Source organism: Micromonospora sp. NPDC048930, assembly GCF_043197935.1.
Classification (GTDB): Bacteria; Actinomycetota; Actinomycetes; order Mycobacteriales; family Micromonosporaceae; genus Micromonospora.
The window spans coordinates 748,093-762,899 of sequence record NZ_JBICUB010000001.1 but is presented as its reverse complement, the minus strand read 5'-3'; the positions used below and the strand labels follow the sequence as shown (position 1 = coordinate 762,899).

Here is a 14,807-nt window from a genome sequence, read left to right as displayed (position 1 = left end):
TCATTCCTCCGGGTGCGCGACGCTCAGGTGCGGATGCACGGTCAACGGGGTCATCTCGGGCAGGCGCTGCGCCAGCCGGACGGCCAGCGGCCCCCGGCGGGCGTGGTGGTACGCCCCGATCTCGCCGCCGTCGCTGGCACCGGTGAGCAGCGCGGACGACGGGCGGGTCGACGGGGCGTCGACCACCGGCGCGTAGTAGCCGGCCGAGTCGAAGCCGATCCCGCCGAAGCGTGGCAACGGCCCGGTCAGGCTGTGGTACGCGGGCGGGTGGGCCTGCGGCGAGTCGTGCTCGCCCAGATGGCAGTAGCGCACGCAACCGGTCGACGTCACGGTCGTGCGCAGCCCGCCGGTGAACAGGCAGTCGGTCACCCACACCTCGTCGGCCCCGACCGGCCCGACGAAGGTGACCCCGGTGGCGGCGAGGTCGGGCGGGAACCGGTCGGCGGCGGCTACCGCGGCGCGGGTCGGGTCGCCACCCGGGTCCCCGCCGCACGGCATCAGCGCCGCGCCCCGCCCGTCGACGACGCAGTCGGTCAGCTGGATCGGGTACGCGGACAGGTCGGCGCGGACCGGGCCGAGCAGGCAGCGCGTCGCGGTCAGCCGGACCGTCCACGCCGTCGGGTCGACCTCGATCCCGTGCCCGGACGTCGGGTCGCAGGTGATCCCGACCAGGTCGACGCCGGCCAGCTCCGGGCCGATCCGCAGCGCGCCGGCGAGGAGGAACCCGGAGAGCTCGACCTGGACGTCGGCCAGCCGCAGGGACAGGTTCCCGGTGACCACCGGGGTGCAGCCGCTGGGGGCGACGACCCGCCACCGGGTCAGCGCGGGGGTCCCGGTCACCGGCCCGGCGGGTGCGGCGAGCCGGTCGCTGGTGAGCAGCCGGATCTCCACCTGCGGCGCGTCCGGCTCGCTCGGGCTGCTGGTCGCCGCCGTGGCGGCGGCGAACGCCGCGCTCAACGTGGGTACCACGAGCTGCCCGGCCGGGTGCGGGCCGGACGCCGGGTCGACGACGATCACCACGCCCGCGTCGTCGCGGGTCTCGGCGGTGCTCGCCAGCGCGCCGAGCCGGCCCGGGACGGCCCGGTAGAACGTGGCGCGCAGGGTGCCGGTCACGTCCCCGGCCGGCTTCACCACCCCCCGGTACGGGTCGACCAGCACCGTCCCCGCCGGGGCGGCGGGCGACCCGACCGGCGGCAGGGCGGTCAGGCCGATCTTCGCCCAGGGCAGCGGCACGCCGTCCACGGTCAGCTCCAGCAGCGCCGGCCCGTCGCCGGTCAGCGGATGGTCGGGCGCGAGGGTCCACACCGGCCCGTAGCTCACGTCACCGAGCGCGTCGATCAGCCGCCACGTGGCGCGTACCGGAAGCTCGCCCGGCGCGCGCGGACGGCGCGGGACGGGCGGCCGGCCCGGCGGGCGCTCGTCCTCGGCGTCGCTGGCGATCTCCAGCGGCCGCGGCCGCAGGTAGAGCGGCGCGCTCACGCCCAGCGGGTGCAGCGCGAACCGGCCGCCGCCCAGCGGCGCCACCTCGACCTGGTCGTAGCCGAGCACCTGCCACGGGAACACCTGTATGGTCGCCGCCGCCGGGTGGTACGACCCGCCCGGGGTCACCGAGCGCCGGGCGGGGTCGAGCCCGGTGCCCGCCAGCAGGTGCTCGCCGTTGCGCAGGTCGAGCGAGGCGGTACGCCGGACCGGGTGGCCCAGCTGCTGGCACCACACCGTGGCCGTCCAGCCCTCGCGCACCCGCGTCGACCAGCCCGTGACGACCTCGGCGAAGTCCTCCAGCGCCGCCGGCGTCCCCTTGCGCCGGCGCAGCGCGGTGGCGTACGCGATCTCCCGCCGGCCGGCGTCGGGCGGCAGCCCGAGCAGCGCGCCCAGGTACGGCAACGCCCACTCCGCGGCGCTGTCCGGGAAGGCGTCGTCGAGCACCCGGTCGACGTCCGCGGCGAGCAGCAGCCACTGCTCCTCGAGGGCCGCCAGCAGGGCGAGCAGCGGCGGTGGCTCGGTCCCGTCCGGCGCGGCGCGCAGCAGCGCCGGCGGCACCATCCGCAGAAAACGCTCGCTCATTGGACCGTCACCGCCGTCAGGCTCAGCAGTTCGTACCGTTCGGCCGGGGTCCGGCCGATCGCGGCCTCGGCGGCGGACGGCGCGCGCAGGCCCGAGGTGACCGAGAGCGCGACCACGCCGACCACCCCGGTGACCGCCTGCGCCACCGCCAGCACGTCGCTCGCGTCGACCGGGACGCCGAGGTCGCGCGGCCGGGGCGCGAGCGGGCCGGCCGGGTCGAGCAGCGCCGCGCGGACCGCCTCGCGCACGGTCACCGGGTCGCGGCGCGGGTCGGCGGTCACCGTCAGCGTGGCGGTCAGCCCGCTCGGCACGCCAGCGCAGACGCACAGGCCCACCGAGGTGTCCCGGCGGGCGTCCAGGTAGCCGGCGAGCGAGGCCAGTTCGGCGGCGAGCGGCGCGCGTACCCCGGTGTCGCCGAACCGCAGCGACGCCACGTGCAGGCCGACCCCGCCGCAGGGGCAGCCCGCCGGGCCCGCGCCCCGCCACGCCACGCTGTGACTCGTCCCCGGTACGCCGAGCGCCAGGTCGGCCAGGTCGTCCACCGACACCGCGCGGTCCAGGGCCCGGATCCGGGCGGCGGCGGCCCGCCGCATCCGCAGCGGGTCCTCCTGGTCGGCGGCGCCGGTGGTCCGGCCCACCCCGGCGATCTTGCGGACGCCGCGCACGCTGCCGAGCAGCGTGTCGATCCGGGTCGCGTCCAGCTCGCCGACGAGGCCGCCGCCGACCCGCCAGGTCGCCGTCACCTCGCCCCGCACCGCCTCGGCGCCGAAGCGGAGCACGAGGCGGCCGTCGGCGGCGAGGCGGGTGGTGAACACCGGCGCGGCCGGGTCCCGCCCGTACAGGCTGTCGACCTCGTCGTAGGCCACCCCGCCGACCCGGACGGTGAGGCTGTCGGTGACCCGGCCCGCCGGGTCGACGTCGGCGGTGACCGGGCCCGGGACGACGGTGCCGCCGTCGGTCACCGTCAGCGGCCCGCGGTGCGTCTCGCCGTGCCGGATCGGGACGAGGTTGGCGGTCGCCGGGGCCTTCGCGGCCGTCCCGGTGAGCCCGGCGCCGAGGACGAGCAGCATGCCCCCCACGTCGTCGGTGGTGTCGCCGGCGTCCCGCGAGCAGTCCGCCAGCTCCCAGCCGGCGGTGGTCCGCACGGCGATGCGGGTGGGCACCTCGGCGGGGCGGGGGTGCACCCGCAGCCGGGTCCCGCCGGGGGCCAGCGGCGGCAGTTCGTGGTGCTGGGCGACGACCCGCTGGTCGACCAGCAGGATCTCGATGTTCTCGTCCTGCTGGCCCGTCGGCAGCGGATCGGTCAGCTCGATCCGCCCGACGTGGTGCCGGGTGCCCGGCGCGACCGACCAGTCCACCCCGCTGACCGACTTGACCGTGGTGACGAACGCGCCGTACGAGTTGGCGACGAGGATGTTCATGCCCGGGCTGGCCGCGCTCGCGTCGGTCACCAGCAGATGGCCGGCGCCGACCGGTGCGGCCTCGCCCGGGTAGCTGACCGCGGCGGTCGCGGCGGCGCCGGACGAGTTCACGTAGGACAGCTTGCTGAGCCGGTGCGCCAGCGACAGCCGCGCCCGTACCCGGTAGGCGGCGTAGGTGGTGCCGCTGACCGGCGCCAGCAGCCCGGTGAGCACCCGGTCGGTGGTGACCAGGAAGGCGCCCAGGTCGTCGGACTTCTTCGTCACCGTCACCACCGCGCGCAGCGACAGGTTGCTGGTGTACAGGGTGTAGACGATCGACATCCAGCCGAGCCAGTCCCACCAGGTCGACGGCATCGGCACGTACCCGGAGGGCTTCTCGGCGACCAGCGCGACCCGGTCGCCGGCGCCGAAGCCGGGGTCGGTGAGCAGCCGCAGCGCGCGCCCCGGCGGCGGCTGCGGGGCCGGCACGGCGGTGACGGTGAGGTCCGCCCAGTCGGCGCGCAGCTGCGTGTCGGTGACCACCTCGAAGGTCTGCGCGGCGCTGGTGGCGGTGCCCGGGGCCTGCACCCGGGTGCCGGCCGGGACGAGCGGGCTCGCCCCGGAGTCGGTCGTGCAGCGGATCCAGCCGCGCGCGGCGGCCCGCTGCGTCGGCCGATGGCCGAGCAGGTCGGTGGTGCGGCGCAGGTCCGTCCAGTCCTGCGCGGTGCCCAGGTAACGCTCGCCGGCGGTGAGTTCGGTGTACGCGGCGACCGAGTCGGCCACCCGCGACCACAGCTCGGCGGCGGTGACCACGGTCGGGTCGCCCGCCACGTCCAGCCGCCCGCCCAGCGGGCCGCCCGGCCCCGGCGTCCCGGCGATGCCGGCCAGCAGGGCGTCGCGGAAGTCCGGCCGGTCGGCCAGCCGGCGGCGCAGCCGGGACAGCCCCGGCGGCGGATCGGGTCGCGGGGTCAGCTCGCGGGGCTCCGGCGCGCTCATCGGCCCCCCTCCACGGTCAGCTCGATCCGGCCCCGGTCCGGCGCGGCGGCGTCGTCGTCGCAGACCGCGATCTCGTCCGGGCCGACCACCAGCACCTCGTGGTACGTGCCGGCCGGCTCGGACAGCCGGCGGGCCTCCGTCACCCGTACCGCGTCCACCCCGGGCACGGCGGCGACGGCCGCGACGACCGTCGACACGTACACCGAGGTGCCGAGCGGGTGGGCGGTGGGGGAGAAGACCGCCCCCGGCCGGCCGGGCCGCAGCGCCGCCAGGATCCGCAGCCGGGCCAGCGCCGGATCGGTCCCCGGGGTCAGGCACACGGTCACCGCGACGAGCAGGCCGACCGGGGTCGCCGGCAGGGTGACCACCTCGGTGCCGGCCATCCGCACCGCGTCCATCACCTCGCCCACGGCCGCGTCGACCGACGGGTCGGCCGGGTCGCTCCCCGTCTCCACGGCCACCAGCCCGACCGGCCAGCAGCCGGACCAGGAGCGGCGCGCGGCGGCCCGGGCCACCCCGGGGACCTGCGTGGCGAACGGTGGCAGGTCGCTCACCAGCACCGCCCGCCGGGGCACCGCCGCGTACGCCTGCGGGGCGTCCCGGCGTACGTCGTCGAGCGGCACCGCCGCGGCGCCGCCCACCCCGGGCGTGAGGTTGCGCGCGGTGACCCCCGCGCCGGCCTCGCTCCAGACGCACGGCTGCCCGACCGGGGAGGTGGTCCGCACCAGGCGGGTCAGCGTGTTCGCCGCGATCAGCCCGTCCGGGCCGGCGCCGACCTCGTAGCGCACCGTCACCGTCGACTGGGCCGGTGGCACCACGCCCAGCACGCCGGTGCGGAACCGCAACCGGGGCGGCTGGTCGTCGTCGTGGTCGACCACCACGCTGAACCCCTCCGCGGTCGCCCGCAGCAGGCTGGTCACCCGGGTCGCCCCGACGGTGACCCCGCTGGGCAGCGCCACCCGGGTGTCCAGCCGCCACGGCCGTCCGCCCGGCGCGCAGGACAGCCCCACCGCCCCCGCCCGGACGAGCAGGTAGTCCGCGACCCGCTCGCGGGCCGGGTCGGGCCGGCCGCCGGTGAGCGGGTCCAGCGGCGCGACCGCCGCCGGACCGTCGACCAGCAGGCCGTGGTGGGCGGGCAGGACGCCGAGCCGGGCCACGCCGACCCGCGGGGTGCCGCCGGAGTGGTCCACGCTGACCGGCACCGTCCGGGCCAGCGCGTCGGCGGCGTCCCAGAACACCCGCACCAGCGGCAGGCCGGGGGAGAGCGGGTCGGTCATCTCGACCGTGTGGGTCACCCGGACCACCTGCGCCGGGTACGAGGCGAGCGGGAGGCGGATCTGCTCACCGCCGCCGTCGTCCGGCGGCCAGTCGGTGACCCGCCGCGCCCAGTCCTGCTGCGCCCCGGCCGGGCCGGGCGCGACCACCTCGAAGGCGAGCAGCGAGCCCACCGGCAGCCAGGTCGCCAGCGGGGTGCCGTCGGCCGGCCGGGGGCGGACCAGCACCGCACTGGTCGCGCCGGCGGTCAGCACCGCGTCCGCCTCGGTCCAGTCGTACAGCGGCACCTCGGCGTGCGAGGCGAAGACGGTGACCGGCGCGTCGGTCTCCAGCGTGAAGTGCGCGGCGTCGGGCGACCGGTCCGGGTCGCCGGCCGCGTCGGTCGCGGTGTCCCCGGGCTGGACGACGAAGCTGCTGTCGGTCGGGCCGGCGTCCGGGTGGGCCCGCCGCACCTGCACGAACGTGGCCGCGCTGGTCGCGGGCGGCACCGGGTGGTCGACCAGCCGGGCGTGCCGGGTGACGCTGGCGCGGCGCCGGGCGGTGCCGAGCCAGGACTCGGTGGCGACCCGGTCCAGGCGGTAGTGCAGCAGGTCACCGAGGTGCGCCATGAGTTCGAGCAGGGTGACCGTGACGTCGGCCGGGGAGTGGTCGGCGTGCGGGGCGAGCGCGTCCAGCCGCTCCAGCAGCATCGCGCGCAGGCCGGCGTAGTCGCGGGCCAGGGTGTCGTAGTCGGGCGGGGTGAGCGGGGCCGGCGGCTCCGGGATCCGTACGCAGTCCGGCACGTCCCCGCACTCCGGGCGCAGCCGTACCGGCAGGTGCCGGCGCAGCGGGTCGACCTGGAGCCCCAGCCCGGCCAGGCCCGCCGGGTCGATGCCCAGCCGGTACGGCGCCCGGCCGGGCAGCGCCGCGCCCACCGCCTGCACGGGCAGGTCGAGGTGCGCGGGGACCGGGTTGCCGTCCGGGTCGGTGGTCGCCGCGACGACCGTTCCCGGGCCGGTGACCGTGACCGCCGGGCGGCCCTGGAACGACCACAGCCCAGCGGCGGTCAGCCCGGCCGGCGGGTCGTCGTAGAGCCAGACCGACACCGTGCGGGTGGTGCCCGATCCGGTGGTGCTGGCCGCGCGCAGCCCGATGACGCTGCCCCCGCCGAACAGCGCCTCCGGCCGCCGCAGCGCGCTGGCCTGCGGCTGCGCCGGCTCGGTGTACGCGTCGAAGGTGGTCACAGCGCCGCCGCCGGCAGGGTGAGGGTGACGGTACGGGTCTCGCCCGCCGGCCGGGGCCGGTAGACCACCTGCGCGGACAGCGTCGAGTCCGCGACGGTCACGGTCACGTCCACCACGTCCAGGCGGTCGCCGAGCGCGTCGGTGAGGCTGCCCCGGGCCCGGGCCCGCACGGTGCCGGCCAGGTCGGGGGAGAGCGGCTGGAACAGCGTCGACGGGCCCAGCCCGGCGCCGAAACCCGGCCGGTGCAGCCGTTCGTTCGGTCCGGTGAGCAGGACCAGGCGGACCAGGTCGTCGAGGTGCTCCAGCGCGGAGCGGGTGGCCAGCCGGCGTCCGGCGCCGACGGTCCAGGGTTGGGCGGCGAAGCGGGTCATGTGCCCTCCACCTTCGACTGGTTGGAGCTGATCTGGAGCGTCCCCTGCGGCGCGGACGCCGCGCTCAGGCACAGCCCCACGCTGGTGTCCAGCAGCACCGGGTCGCCGGCCGTGACCCGGGTCGCCGGGGCCTGCCAGCGCACCGTGGTGCAGGGGCTGGCCACGTTGCCGACCATGAAGGGGCAGCCGGTGATCGTGGCGCCGTCGGAGACCACCAGCACCGGCGCGCCGTCGGCCAGCACCCGGTCCTGGCTCGCGGTGAAGCTCGCCGACCCGCCGTGCGGGCAGGTCGCCACGGTGGCGGTGGTCAGCAGATAGCCGGGCATCACTTCACCACCAGTGCGCCGTCGTTGATGTCGACCTGCCCGTTCTGCATGACGATGGTCGCGCCCGACCCGTTGTCGATCCGCACGCCGTCGTCGTCGAGGGTGATGACCGGGCCCGCCGAGGAGGTGACGGTGAGCGCGCCGTCGGCGTCGGACAGTTCCAGCCGGTGCCCGCCGGGGGTGAGCAGGACGACCGTGTCCGGTCCCGCGCCCGGCACCGCCTGGCCGGCGCTCCAGTTCGCCCCCGACCAGACCGGCTGCGCGGACAGGTCGCCGCGCGGCCACTGCACCAGCACGGCCGCGCCGACCGGCGGCACCAGCGCGAAGCCGCAGCCGTCCCCGGCGTACGGCAGCGCGGGCAGGCACCAGCCGGTCGGGCCGTCCAGCAGCTCCGGGACGTCCACCCTGATCCGGCACTTCTTCTCCGGGTCGTCGTTGTCGTGCACGGTGCCGGGGAACAGCCCGACGTAGCCGCCGTTCACAGCGCCACCGCCACGGCCGGGGCGGCCAGGCCGCCGGCGCCGGCCGGTCCGCTGCCCAGGGCGTTGCGGATCAGGCCCAGCGCCTGGCTGTGCCCGCCGGCGGTGATGGTGTGCCGGACCGACTTCACCAGCCACAGCCCGTCCAGCGTCGGGCCGAGCCCGGCGACGGTGATGGTGCGGCGGGCGCGGACCAGGGGCATGTCGGGGGCGGTCAGCGTGGTGGCCAGGGACGCCCCGAACGCGCTGCGCTCGGCCATCGCCGTCGCGGTCGTCCGGGCGTCCAGCACGCTGATGCCGGCCGCGGCGTGGGTACGGATCAGGGTGGCCCCGCCGAGCGACCGCGGGCCCATCGCGTTCCCGGTGCCCGGGTCGCTCGCCACGTCGGTGTCGGTGGTGCCCGGGACGGTCCGCGTCAGGTGCACCTCCTGTCCGGCGAGCAGTTGCACGGACGCGGTGGCCCGGCCGCCGAGCGCGCCGTAGCCGAGCCGGAGCGTGCCCTGCGCCGCCGCGGTCGGGTTGATCCGCCGGAACACCCCGGTGACCACCCCGTCGATCGACTCCACGTGCAGGTCGAACCCGTTGCGCCCGGCGAGGCCGCGCAGGAAGGCCCAGTCGGTGGCGCTCTGCTGCGGCGAGTAGGTGGCCGAGTCCGTACCGGCCGGGGTGGACTCGACCTGCGCGGCGAGGCCGTACTGAGTGAAGAGCGTCTGCGCGATCGTGGAGTCGGTGGTGTCCTGCCACAGCCGCTGCACGTCGCGGCGGTCCATCTCGACGCTGCGGTCCATCCCCTCCACGGTCAGCGTGGACAGCCCGCCGGGGGTGAAGTTCCAGTTCGCGCTGACGCTGCGCGCGTCGATCTCGTAGCTGGTCCCGCCCCGGCTCACCCGTACGGTGAACGGGGTGGCCGGCGCGACCAGCGCGTCCAGCGAACTGCGCCAGGCGCTGCTGTTGTCGGTGTCCATCGCGACGGTCACGCTGGCCTTGTCCGGGCTGCCGAGCGACTCCTCGACGCTGACGCTCTGCACCAGTTCCAGCTGCCGCGCGGTCAACGGCGCGCCGGCGACGGTGATCACCGTACGCGTCTCAGGCATCGGGCACCGCCAGCATCGTCCCCGGCTCCTCCAGCGTGAGCGCGTCGGCCGCCGGGTTGGCGTCGGCGATCACCCACCACCGGGTGCTGTCGTTGAGCGCCGCCGCCGCGAGCAGGTCGAGCCGGTCCCCGGCGCGGACCGGGTAGACCACGTCGGCCCTCGGCGCGACGCTGATCCGCGGCGTCGACATCCGCCGCGTCGAGCCGTCGTCCTGCGTCACGTCCAGCTGCGGCTGGTCCGCGTACCGGCCGCTCACAGCATCAGCTCCACGCCCTGGGCGATGCCGACGGTGGCGCTGGCGGTGCGTACCGCCTGGTAGGCCGTCGCCAGCACGTTCGCCAGCTTCATGTCCTCGCTGAGGTCCCGGCCGCGCAGCACGGTCAGCGACAGGTCCACGGTGGCCTGCACGGGCTGCAACAGCGCGTCGAAGCCGGTCTCGTGGATGGTGCAGCTGTCCACCCGGACCGGGACGATCCGCTCCAGGCTCCAGGCGAGCACCACCAGCGGCAGGGACGGCGCGGGCACCGGCGGGGCGCCGCCACCACCGCCGCCGAGCGCGCCGGCCACCGCCCCGACGAGCGCGGCCAACCCGCCGCCGCCCGGCTCCAGCAGTCCCTCGATGGTGGCCAGCAGCGGGCCGATGCCGAGCGACCCGGTGATCGGCTTGTCGATCGCGTCCAGCGCGTCGAGCTCGATCTTCAGCGTGTACGACTCCACCGGCGGCCCGCCCACCCGCAGCCCCGACCCGCCGGGCGTGCCGGACTGCACCCGCAGCACCCGGGTGACCTCGGCCGGGTTGTACTGGAACGGCACCAGGCTCGGCACCATCCCCGCCACCGGGTCGGAGAAGGACAGCAGCATCCCGCGCATCAACATGACTGGCTCCCCGGTCCGTGGTCGTTGCCGGTCACGTGTTCGGCGACGGCCCGCGCCACGGCCGCCTCCGGCCCGTCCGGCCAGGGCCGTCCGGCCAGCGCGGCCTCGATCGCGGCGCGCAGCAGACCCGGCTCGGGCGGCGCGTCGACGGTCATCTGGATGTCGGTCACCGGTGCCTCCGGGCGGTGGGTGGACGGCGGCTCTTCTCCAGCTCGCGGCGCACGGCGGCGTGCAGGTGCTCGGACCGCACCTCCGTGCCGGCGGCGATGGCGCTGACGGTGGCGGCCAGCGCGGCGGCCCGGATGGTGGCCCCGGACAGCTCCTCGCGGGCGACCACGGCGGTGTCCACGTCGGGCAGGTGGCGGCGCCAGAGCAGTTCCCGCTCGCCGTGGTCGGGCAGGTCGAACCGGACGGCGAGCCGGATCCGCCGGGCGAACGCGTCGTCCAGCGCCGCCGGGCGGTTGCTGGTCAGCACCACTACGCCGGTGTGCACCTCGATGCGTTGCAGCAGGTGGTCGATCTCCAGGTTGGCGTACCGGTCGCGGGCGTCGGTGACCTCGCCCCGCTTGCCGAACAGCCCGTCCGCCTCGTCGAAGAGCAGCACCGCCCCGGCGGTCGCGGCGTCGCGCAGCACGGTGTCGAGGTTGCGTTGGGTCTCCCCGAGCCACTTGGTCACCACCCGGGCCAGGTCGACGATCCACAGGTCGCGGTCGATCGCCGCGGCGACCGCCTCGGCCGCGGCGGTCTTGCCGGTGCCGGACGGCCCGTGGAACAGCGCGATGACGGCCCGGCCCCGCCGGCCGATGAACCCCAGCCGGTCGTGCGCGGCGGGGGAGTGGCGGGCGTGCGCGACGAGGTCCCGCACCGCGGCGAGGGTCGCCGGGGGGAGGACGAGGTCGTCGAGCGTGGTCGTCGCCGGCAGCCGGCGGGCGAACCCACCGGGGTCGTGGCGGGGCTGGGCCCGCAGCGCCGCGCTGACGTCCCGGGCCGTCGCGGCCCGGCCGTCCAGGGCCGCCACCGCGCGGGCCCGCCCCACCACGGCGGCGATCGCCGGTTCGGCCAGCGGCAGCCGACCGACCAGGTCGGCCAGCTCGTCCGGGGTCGCGGCGACGCCGGCCTGCCGCAGCGCGCGCCGCCAGACCTGTTCCGCGACGGCCAGCGTCGGCGCGGCCAGCTCCACGACGTGCCACCCGGGCGGGCCCGGCTCGTCCGTGCCGCCCAGCGCGAACACCGTCCCGTCCGGCGGCGCCGCACCCGGTTCGAGCAGGACCGCGGGCAGCTCGTGCCCCAGGCGCAGCAGCAGCCGGGCGACCGCCGGCGGCCGTACCGCGGGGGCCGGCGCGATGCCGAGCTGCGCGGCCACGGCGTCGCGCAGCGGCGTACGGTCGTCGGCGACCTCGCAGCGGGCGAGCACCGGGACGCCCGCGTCGAGCAGCGCGGCGATCCGCGCGGCGGCGGCGGCGACCCGCGGCGCGATCCCACCGGGTACGGCTGGGGCGGGGCGCTGGCCGGCGATCGCGGCGACGCTCGTGGTGGGCAGCCGGACCGGGGCGTCGGGGTCGAGCAGCGCGTCCAGCAGCCCGCCGCGGACCAGCGGGTGGGTGGCGTCTACGGTCAGCGGCACGGTCACGCCCACCCCGGCGAGGACGTGCGCGAGCAGGCCGAGGCTCGGCCACCGGCGGCCGGCGTCGTCGTGCACGCAGCCGCAGACGATCGCCACCTGCGGCTCCACCGCCGCCCACCAGGCGATCGCCAGCACCGCCTCGGCGCCGGTGTCGAGGCCGGTGACCCGGACCAGCTCGGCGAACTCGCCCTCGGCCGGCAGCGGCAGCAGCGCCACGCGGGGATGCGGGTCGACGACGCCGACGGCGGCGACGGCGCGGGTCGCGTCGTCCAGCGTCGGGTCGGCCCACGCCTCCCGGTAGCGGCGCAGCACCTCGGCGGCGCCGGAGACGAAGAGGTGCCGCCAGGCCAGCAGGCGCGGGTCGGCCAGCGCCGAGGGAGTTCCCCGCGCGGGCGCCTCGACCGTCGCGATGCTCACGGCGCCACCGCCAGCTCCGTCGCCGGCCCGGCGACCGTGCCGCAGCGCAGGCTGACCGGGACCGTCGCGCCGAGCGAGTCGGCGGGCAGGTCGGGGACGACGACCTGGATCGAGGTCGCCGACAGCGTCGTGTACGGCACCGCCCGGCCGGCGAAGAACGCCTGACCGCCCGCGGTGGCGTGCCGCACGGCCAGCGCCGCCGTCGCGCCGGCGGCCAGCGGCGCGGCGGCGGACACGACGACCGGCACCACGGTGACCGTCGCCTGCCCGCTGCCGGCGGCCAGCCCGTCGGCGAGGTTGGTGACGGTGAGGGGCCGGGCGCCGGGCACGAGTTCCCCGTTGGGCAGGTGCACGGTGAGGCCGTCCGGCGCCGGGCTGGCGGTGAGCCGCCACGGCCCGGTGCTGTGCGTGGTGGCCGGATCGGGCCGCCCGTCGGTGGGGTCGTCCGGGTCGCCGGGTAGCCGGCCCAACGTGACCTGGCGCAGGTCGGTCACGCCGTGCGCCCGTACGGTGAGGGCCTGGTCGAACCAGGCCGTCGCCGGCCGTACGCCCTCGACCACGGGCGCGGGCGACGGCGACACGCCGACCCGGCGGGTACGCACCGGCGGCCCCGGCACGTACGCCGTCTGCGCGGGCACGGTGACCAGGCTGACCTGGTAGCCGATCGACAGCCGCAGCGCGTGCGAGCCGGTGTTCCACAGTGCCGTGATGGTCTCCATCGGCACCTGCTCGATGGTGATCCGCAGCGGCTCGACCATGCCCTCCAGCGCGCCCGCGACGTCGGTGACGGAGCGGGCGGGTCCGGTGGCGACCGGGGTGTCCGCGCCGAAGATCCCGTTCTCGTGCAGCGCCGACATGAGCGCGGAGAGGGCGGCGTGCACCACGTCGTCCTCGGTGCCGCTCTCGCTCAGCTCGCCGGCGTCGGCGGTCAGCAGGTAGTGCAGCGTGAGGGCGAGCGGGGGTCGGCCGCGCCGGGTCCGCCACCCGTGCTGCGGCGCCTCCATGTTGGCGTACGCGGGCGCCGGCTCGATCCGGTAGAGGAACCAGTTGAGCCGGGGCCCGTCCACCGGGCGGTCGAGCGGGCCGACGCTGACCCCGACCGGCGTGGCCAGTCCCTTCAGCGCCTCGGTGGTCAGCACCCGGAGCACCTCGTCCACGCCGGCCAGCACGGGCGGGCCGGGGCTGAACAGGGTCACCAGCCACCCCCTCGCCGGGCGGTGACGCCCCCTTCGAGCGCGCGGCAGCCGCGGAACGGGTCGGTCTCGGCGGGCGGCGGGGCGACCTGGATCTCGATGCGTCCGATCTGGACCGGCGGTACCGGGGCGGGCTGCGCCGCGTTGCCCGGTGCCGGGGCGCCGGCCGCCGGGGCAGGGCTGTCCGCCGCGCCCGGCCCGGGTGTCGCCAGGACCGGCGGGGACGTGGTCTGGTCCGGCCACGCCGTGCCGGCCTCCGGTGTGCCGACCGGCGTGGCGGGCAGCGCCGCCGCGGGGACGGCCGCCCGGTGGCGCTCCCCGTCGGGCGCGGCGGCCCGGGCGGCGGGTCGGACCGGTACCCCGGTGGCCGGCGCGGCCGGGACCGCCGCGACGTCGGAGCCGACCACGGGCCCGGTCCGTGCCGGGCCGACGGGACCGGTGGCCACCCGGGCGGGCGCGTCCGGCGTGGACACCGCCACCGGGACGGCCGGCAGGGGCCGCCCGGCCCGGGACGACGCGGGGACGGCCGGCAGGGGCCGTCCGGCCGGGGACGACGCCGGGGCGGCCGGTTCGGGCTGCGGCGCGATGGACCCGGCCGGCGACGAGGGCGGCCTTTCGATCGGCTGGCCGTCGCCTGTCGGCCAGGCCGGCGGCGCCGGGCGGGTCGGCGGTGCCGGGCTGGTCGGGTGGGGGACCGGCGGCACGGCCGTGGCCGGGAGCGCCGTGCCGGCGTCGTCCAGGTGGGCGGCGAGCGGCGAGCCGACCGTGACCGGGGGCCGGGTGGCGCGGGCGGCCAGCCGCGCGACGGCCGGCGGGACGCTCACGGCGTACTCCCCGCGACCAGCGCGGCCAGCCGGCGCCGGCGCTCGTCCGGCAGCGACTCGATCACCGCGAGGTCCCAGCCGTACCGGGAGGCGAGCAGGTGCACCTCCCGGTCGATGTCCACCCGCAGGTCGCTGAGCGCCCGCAGCACCAGCGCCACCACGTCGACGTCCGCCGCCAGCGGCGCGCCGCAGTCGCAGCACGTCGAGCGCACCGGCCCGCACAGCGACCCCTCCACCCGGGCCAGGTCGTCGAGTGTGGCGCCGTCGCCGACCCGGCACAGCGCCAGCAGCCGGTACGGGTCGCCCCTGGCGGCCAGCAGGTCCGCGTAGCTCGGCTCGCGTACGCCGATCCCGGGCCCGCACCAGGCGCTGCGCTCATGGTGCTCGCCGACGTCGGCCCGGCCCAGCGGCAGGGTGGTCAGCGCGCCGCAGGCCGGGCAGGCGACGGTCAGTTCGAGCGGCCGGCCCACCGCCCGTTCGTGCACCGCGAGCAGCAGCCGGTCGGCGGTGCCGGCCGGCAGGTACGCCGGGTCGGGCTCGGGGGCGGCGGCGCGCAGCACCGCGACGGCCTGCGCGAGGAGGCCGTCGCCGTCGTCGAGCGCGGCGACCAGCCGCGCCAGACCGGGTGCCGCCGACACGATCCGG

At 77.6% G+C, this 14,807-nt stretch carries 14 protein-coding genes; all 14 read right to left on the bottom strand.

The annotated features are described in order from the left end of the window. From ACGFI9_RS03340 to ACGFI9_RS03275, 14 genes are read right to left on the bottom strand one after another with little or no spacing between them, the layout of a single operon-like run. Nucleotides 1-2,064, bottom strand: coding sequence for a hypothetical protein (locus ACGFI9_RS03340; RefSeq protein WP_393174370.1), 2,064 nt, complete (start codon nucleotides 2,062-2,064; stop codon nucleotides 1-3). Continuing rightward, entirely contained in the window at nucleotides 2,061-4,460 is a 2,400-nt protein-coding gene (locus ACGFI9_RS03335) for a hypothetical protein (RefSeq protein WP_393174368.1), read from the bottom strand. The genes ACGFI9_RS03340 and ACGFI9_RS03335 overlap by 4 nt, the downstream gene beginning before the upstream one ends. Continuing rightward, a complete protein-coding gene (locus tag ACGFI9_RS03330; protein WP_393174366.1) occupies nucleotides 4,457-6,958 on the bottom strand; it encodes a hypothetical protein in 2,502 nt (833 codons plus the stop codon). The genes ACGFI9_RS03335 and ACGFI9_RS03330 overlap by 4 nt, the downstream gene beginning before the upstream one ends. Next, entirely contained in the window at nucleotides 6,955-7,329 is a 375-nt protein-coding gene (locus ACGFI9_RS03325; RefSeq protein WP_393174364.1) for a hypothetical protein, read from the bottom strand. The genes ACGFI9_RS03330 and ACGFI9_RS03325 overlap by 4 nt, the downstream gene beginning before the upstream one ends. Continuing rightward, the gene (locus ACGFI9_RS03320) at nucleotides 7,326-7,655 is read right to left on the bottom strand and encodes a hypothetical protein (RefSeq protein WP_393174362.1); all 330 of its coding nucleotides are present in this window, start codon (nucleotides 7,653-7,655) and stop codon (nucleotides 7,326-7,328) included. Before ACGFI9_RS03320 ends, ACGFI9_RS03325 begins: the two co-directional genes overlap by 4 nt. Continuing rightward, the gene (locus tag ACGFI9_RS03315; RefSeq protein WP_393174360.1) at nucleotides 7,655-8,137 is read right to left on the bottom strand and encodes a phage baseplate assembly protein V; all 483 of its coding nucleotides are present in this window, start codon (nucleotides 8,135-8,137) and stop codon (nucleotides 7,655-7,657) included. Before ACGFI9_RS03315 ends, ACGFI9_RS03320 begins: the two co-directional genes overlap by 1 nt. Continuing rightward, nucleotides 8,134-9,228: a phage late control D family protein gene (locus ACGFI9_RS03310; protein WP_393174358.1), complete on the bottom strand. Its 1,095-nt coding sequence runs from the start codon at nucleotides 9,226-9,228 to the stop codon at nucleotides 8,134-8,136. Before ACGFI9_RS03310 ends, ACGFI9_RS03315 begins: the two co-directional genes overlap by 4 nt. Beyond that, nucleotides 9,221-9,484 carry a hypothetical protein gene (locus tag ACGFI9_RS03305; protein WP_393174356.1) on the bottom strand — a complete coding sequence of 88 codons (264 nt, stop codon included), beginning with the start codon at nucleotides 9,482-9,484 and terminating at the stop codon, nucleotides 9,221-9,223. The genes ACGFI9_RS03310 and ACGFI9_RS03305 overlap by 8 nt, the downstream gene beginning before the upstream one ends. After that, on the bottom strand, nucleotides 9,481-10,104 hold the full coding sequence (locus tag ACGFI9_RS03300) for a hypothetical protein (RefSeq protein WP_393174354.1): 624 nt from the start codon (nucleotides 10,102-10,104) through the stop codon (nucleotides 9,481-9,483). The genes ACGFI9_RS03305 and ACGFI9_RS03300 overlap by 4 nt, the downstream gene beginning before the upstream one ends. Then, complete coding sequence (locus ACGFI9_RS03295; RefSeq protein ID WP_393174352.1) at nucleotides 10,098-10,274, bottom strand: hypothetical protein; 177 nt, start codon at nucleotides 10,272-10,274, stop codon at nucleotides 10,098-10,100. Before ACGFI9_RS03295 ends, ACGFI9_RS03300 begins: the two co-directional genes overlap by 7 nt. Further along, nucleotides 10,271-12,145, bottom strand: a complete 1,875-nt coding sequence (locus tag ACGFI9_RS03290) for an ATP-binding protein (RefSeq protein ID WP_393174350.1) — start codon at nucleotides 12,143-12,145, stop codon at nucleotides 10,271-10,273. Before ACGFI9_RS03290 ends, ACGFI9_RS03295 begins: the two co-directional genes overlap by 4 nt. Then, nucleotides 12,142-13,341 (bottom strand): DUF4255 domain-containing protein, encoded by a 1,200-nt coding sequence (locus tag ACGFI9_RS03285; protein ID WP_393174348.1) that lies wholly within the window; start codon nucleotides 13,339-13,341, stop codon nucleotides 12,142-12,144. The genes ACGFI9_RS03290 and ACGFI9_RS03285 overlap by 4 nt, the downstream gene beginning before the upstream one ends. After that, complete coding sequence (locus tag ACGFI9_RS03280; RefSeq protein WP_393174346.1) at nucleotides 13,338-14,162, bottom strand: hypothetical protein; 825 nt, start codon at nucleotides 14,160-14,162, stop codon at nucleotides 13,338-13,340. Before ACGFI9_RS03280 ends, ACGFI9_RS03285 begins: the two co-directional genes overlap by 4 nt. Beyond that, nucleotides 14,159-14,800 carry a hypothetical protein gene (locus tag ACGFI9_RS03275; RefSeq protein ID WP_393174344.1) on the bottom strand — a complete coding sequence of 214 codons (642 nt, stop codon included), beginning with the start codon at nucleotides 14,798-14,800 and terminating at the stop codon, nucleotides 14,159-14,161. The genes ACGFI9_RS03280 and ACGFI9_RS03275 overlap by 4 nt, the downstream gene beginning before the upstream one ends. Nucleotides 14,801-14,807: the final 7 nt, after the last annotated feature.

Bases quoted from the DNA above. Each gene is read 5' to 3' on its own strand.
- ACGFI9_RS03340 (WP_393174370.1), bottom strand. From the start codon at position 2,064: ATGAGCGAGCGTTTTCTGCGGATGGTGCCGCCGGCGCTGCTGCGCGCC.
- ACGFI9_RS03335 (WP_393174368.1), bottom strand. From the start codon at position 4,460: ATGAGCGCGCCGGAGCCCCGCGAGCTGACCCCGCGACCCGATCCGCCG.
- ACGFI9_RS03325 (WP_393174364.1), bottom strand. From the start codon at position 7,329: ATGACCCGCTTCGCCGCCCAACCCTGGACCGTCGGCGCCGGACGCCGG.
- ACGFI9_RS03320 (WP_393174362.1), bottom strand. From the start codon at position 7,655: ATGCCCGGCTATCTGCTGACCACCGCCACCGTGGCGACCTGCCCGCAC.
- ACGFI9_RS03310 (WP_393174358.1), bottom strand. From the start codon at position 9,228: ATGCCTGAGACGCGTACGGTGATCACCGTCGCCGGCGCGCCGTTGACC.
- ACGFI9_RS03300 (WP_393174354.1), bottom strand. From the start codon at position 10,104: ATGTTGATGCGCGGGATGCTGCTGTCCTTCTCCGACCCGGTGGCGGGG.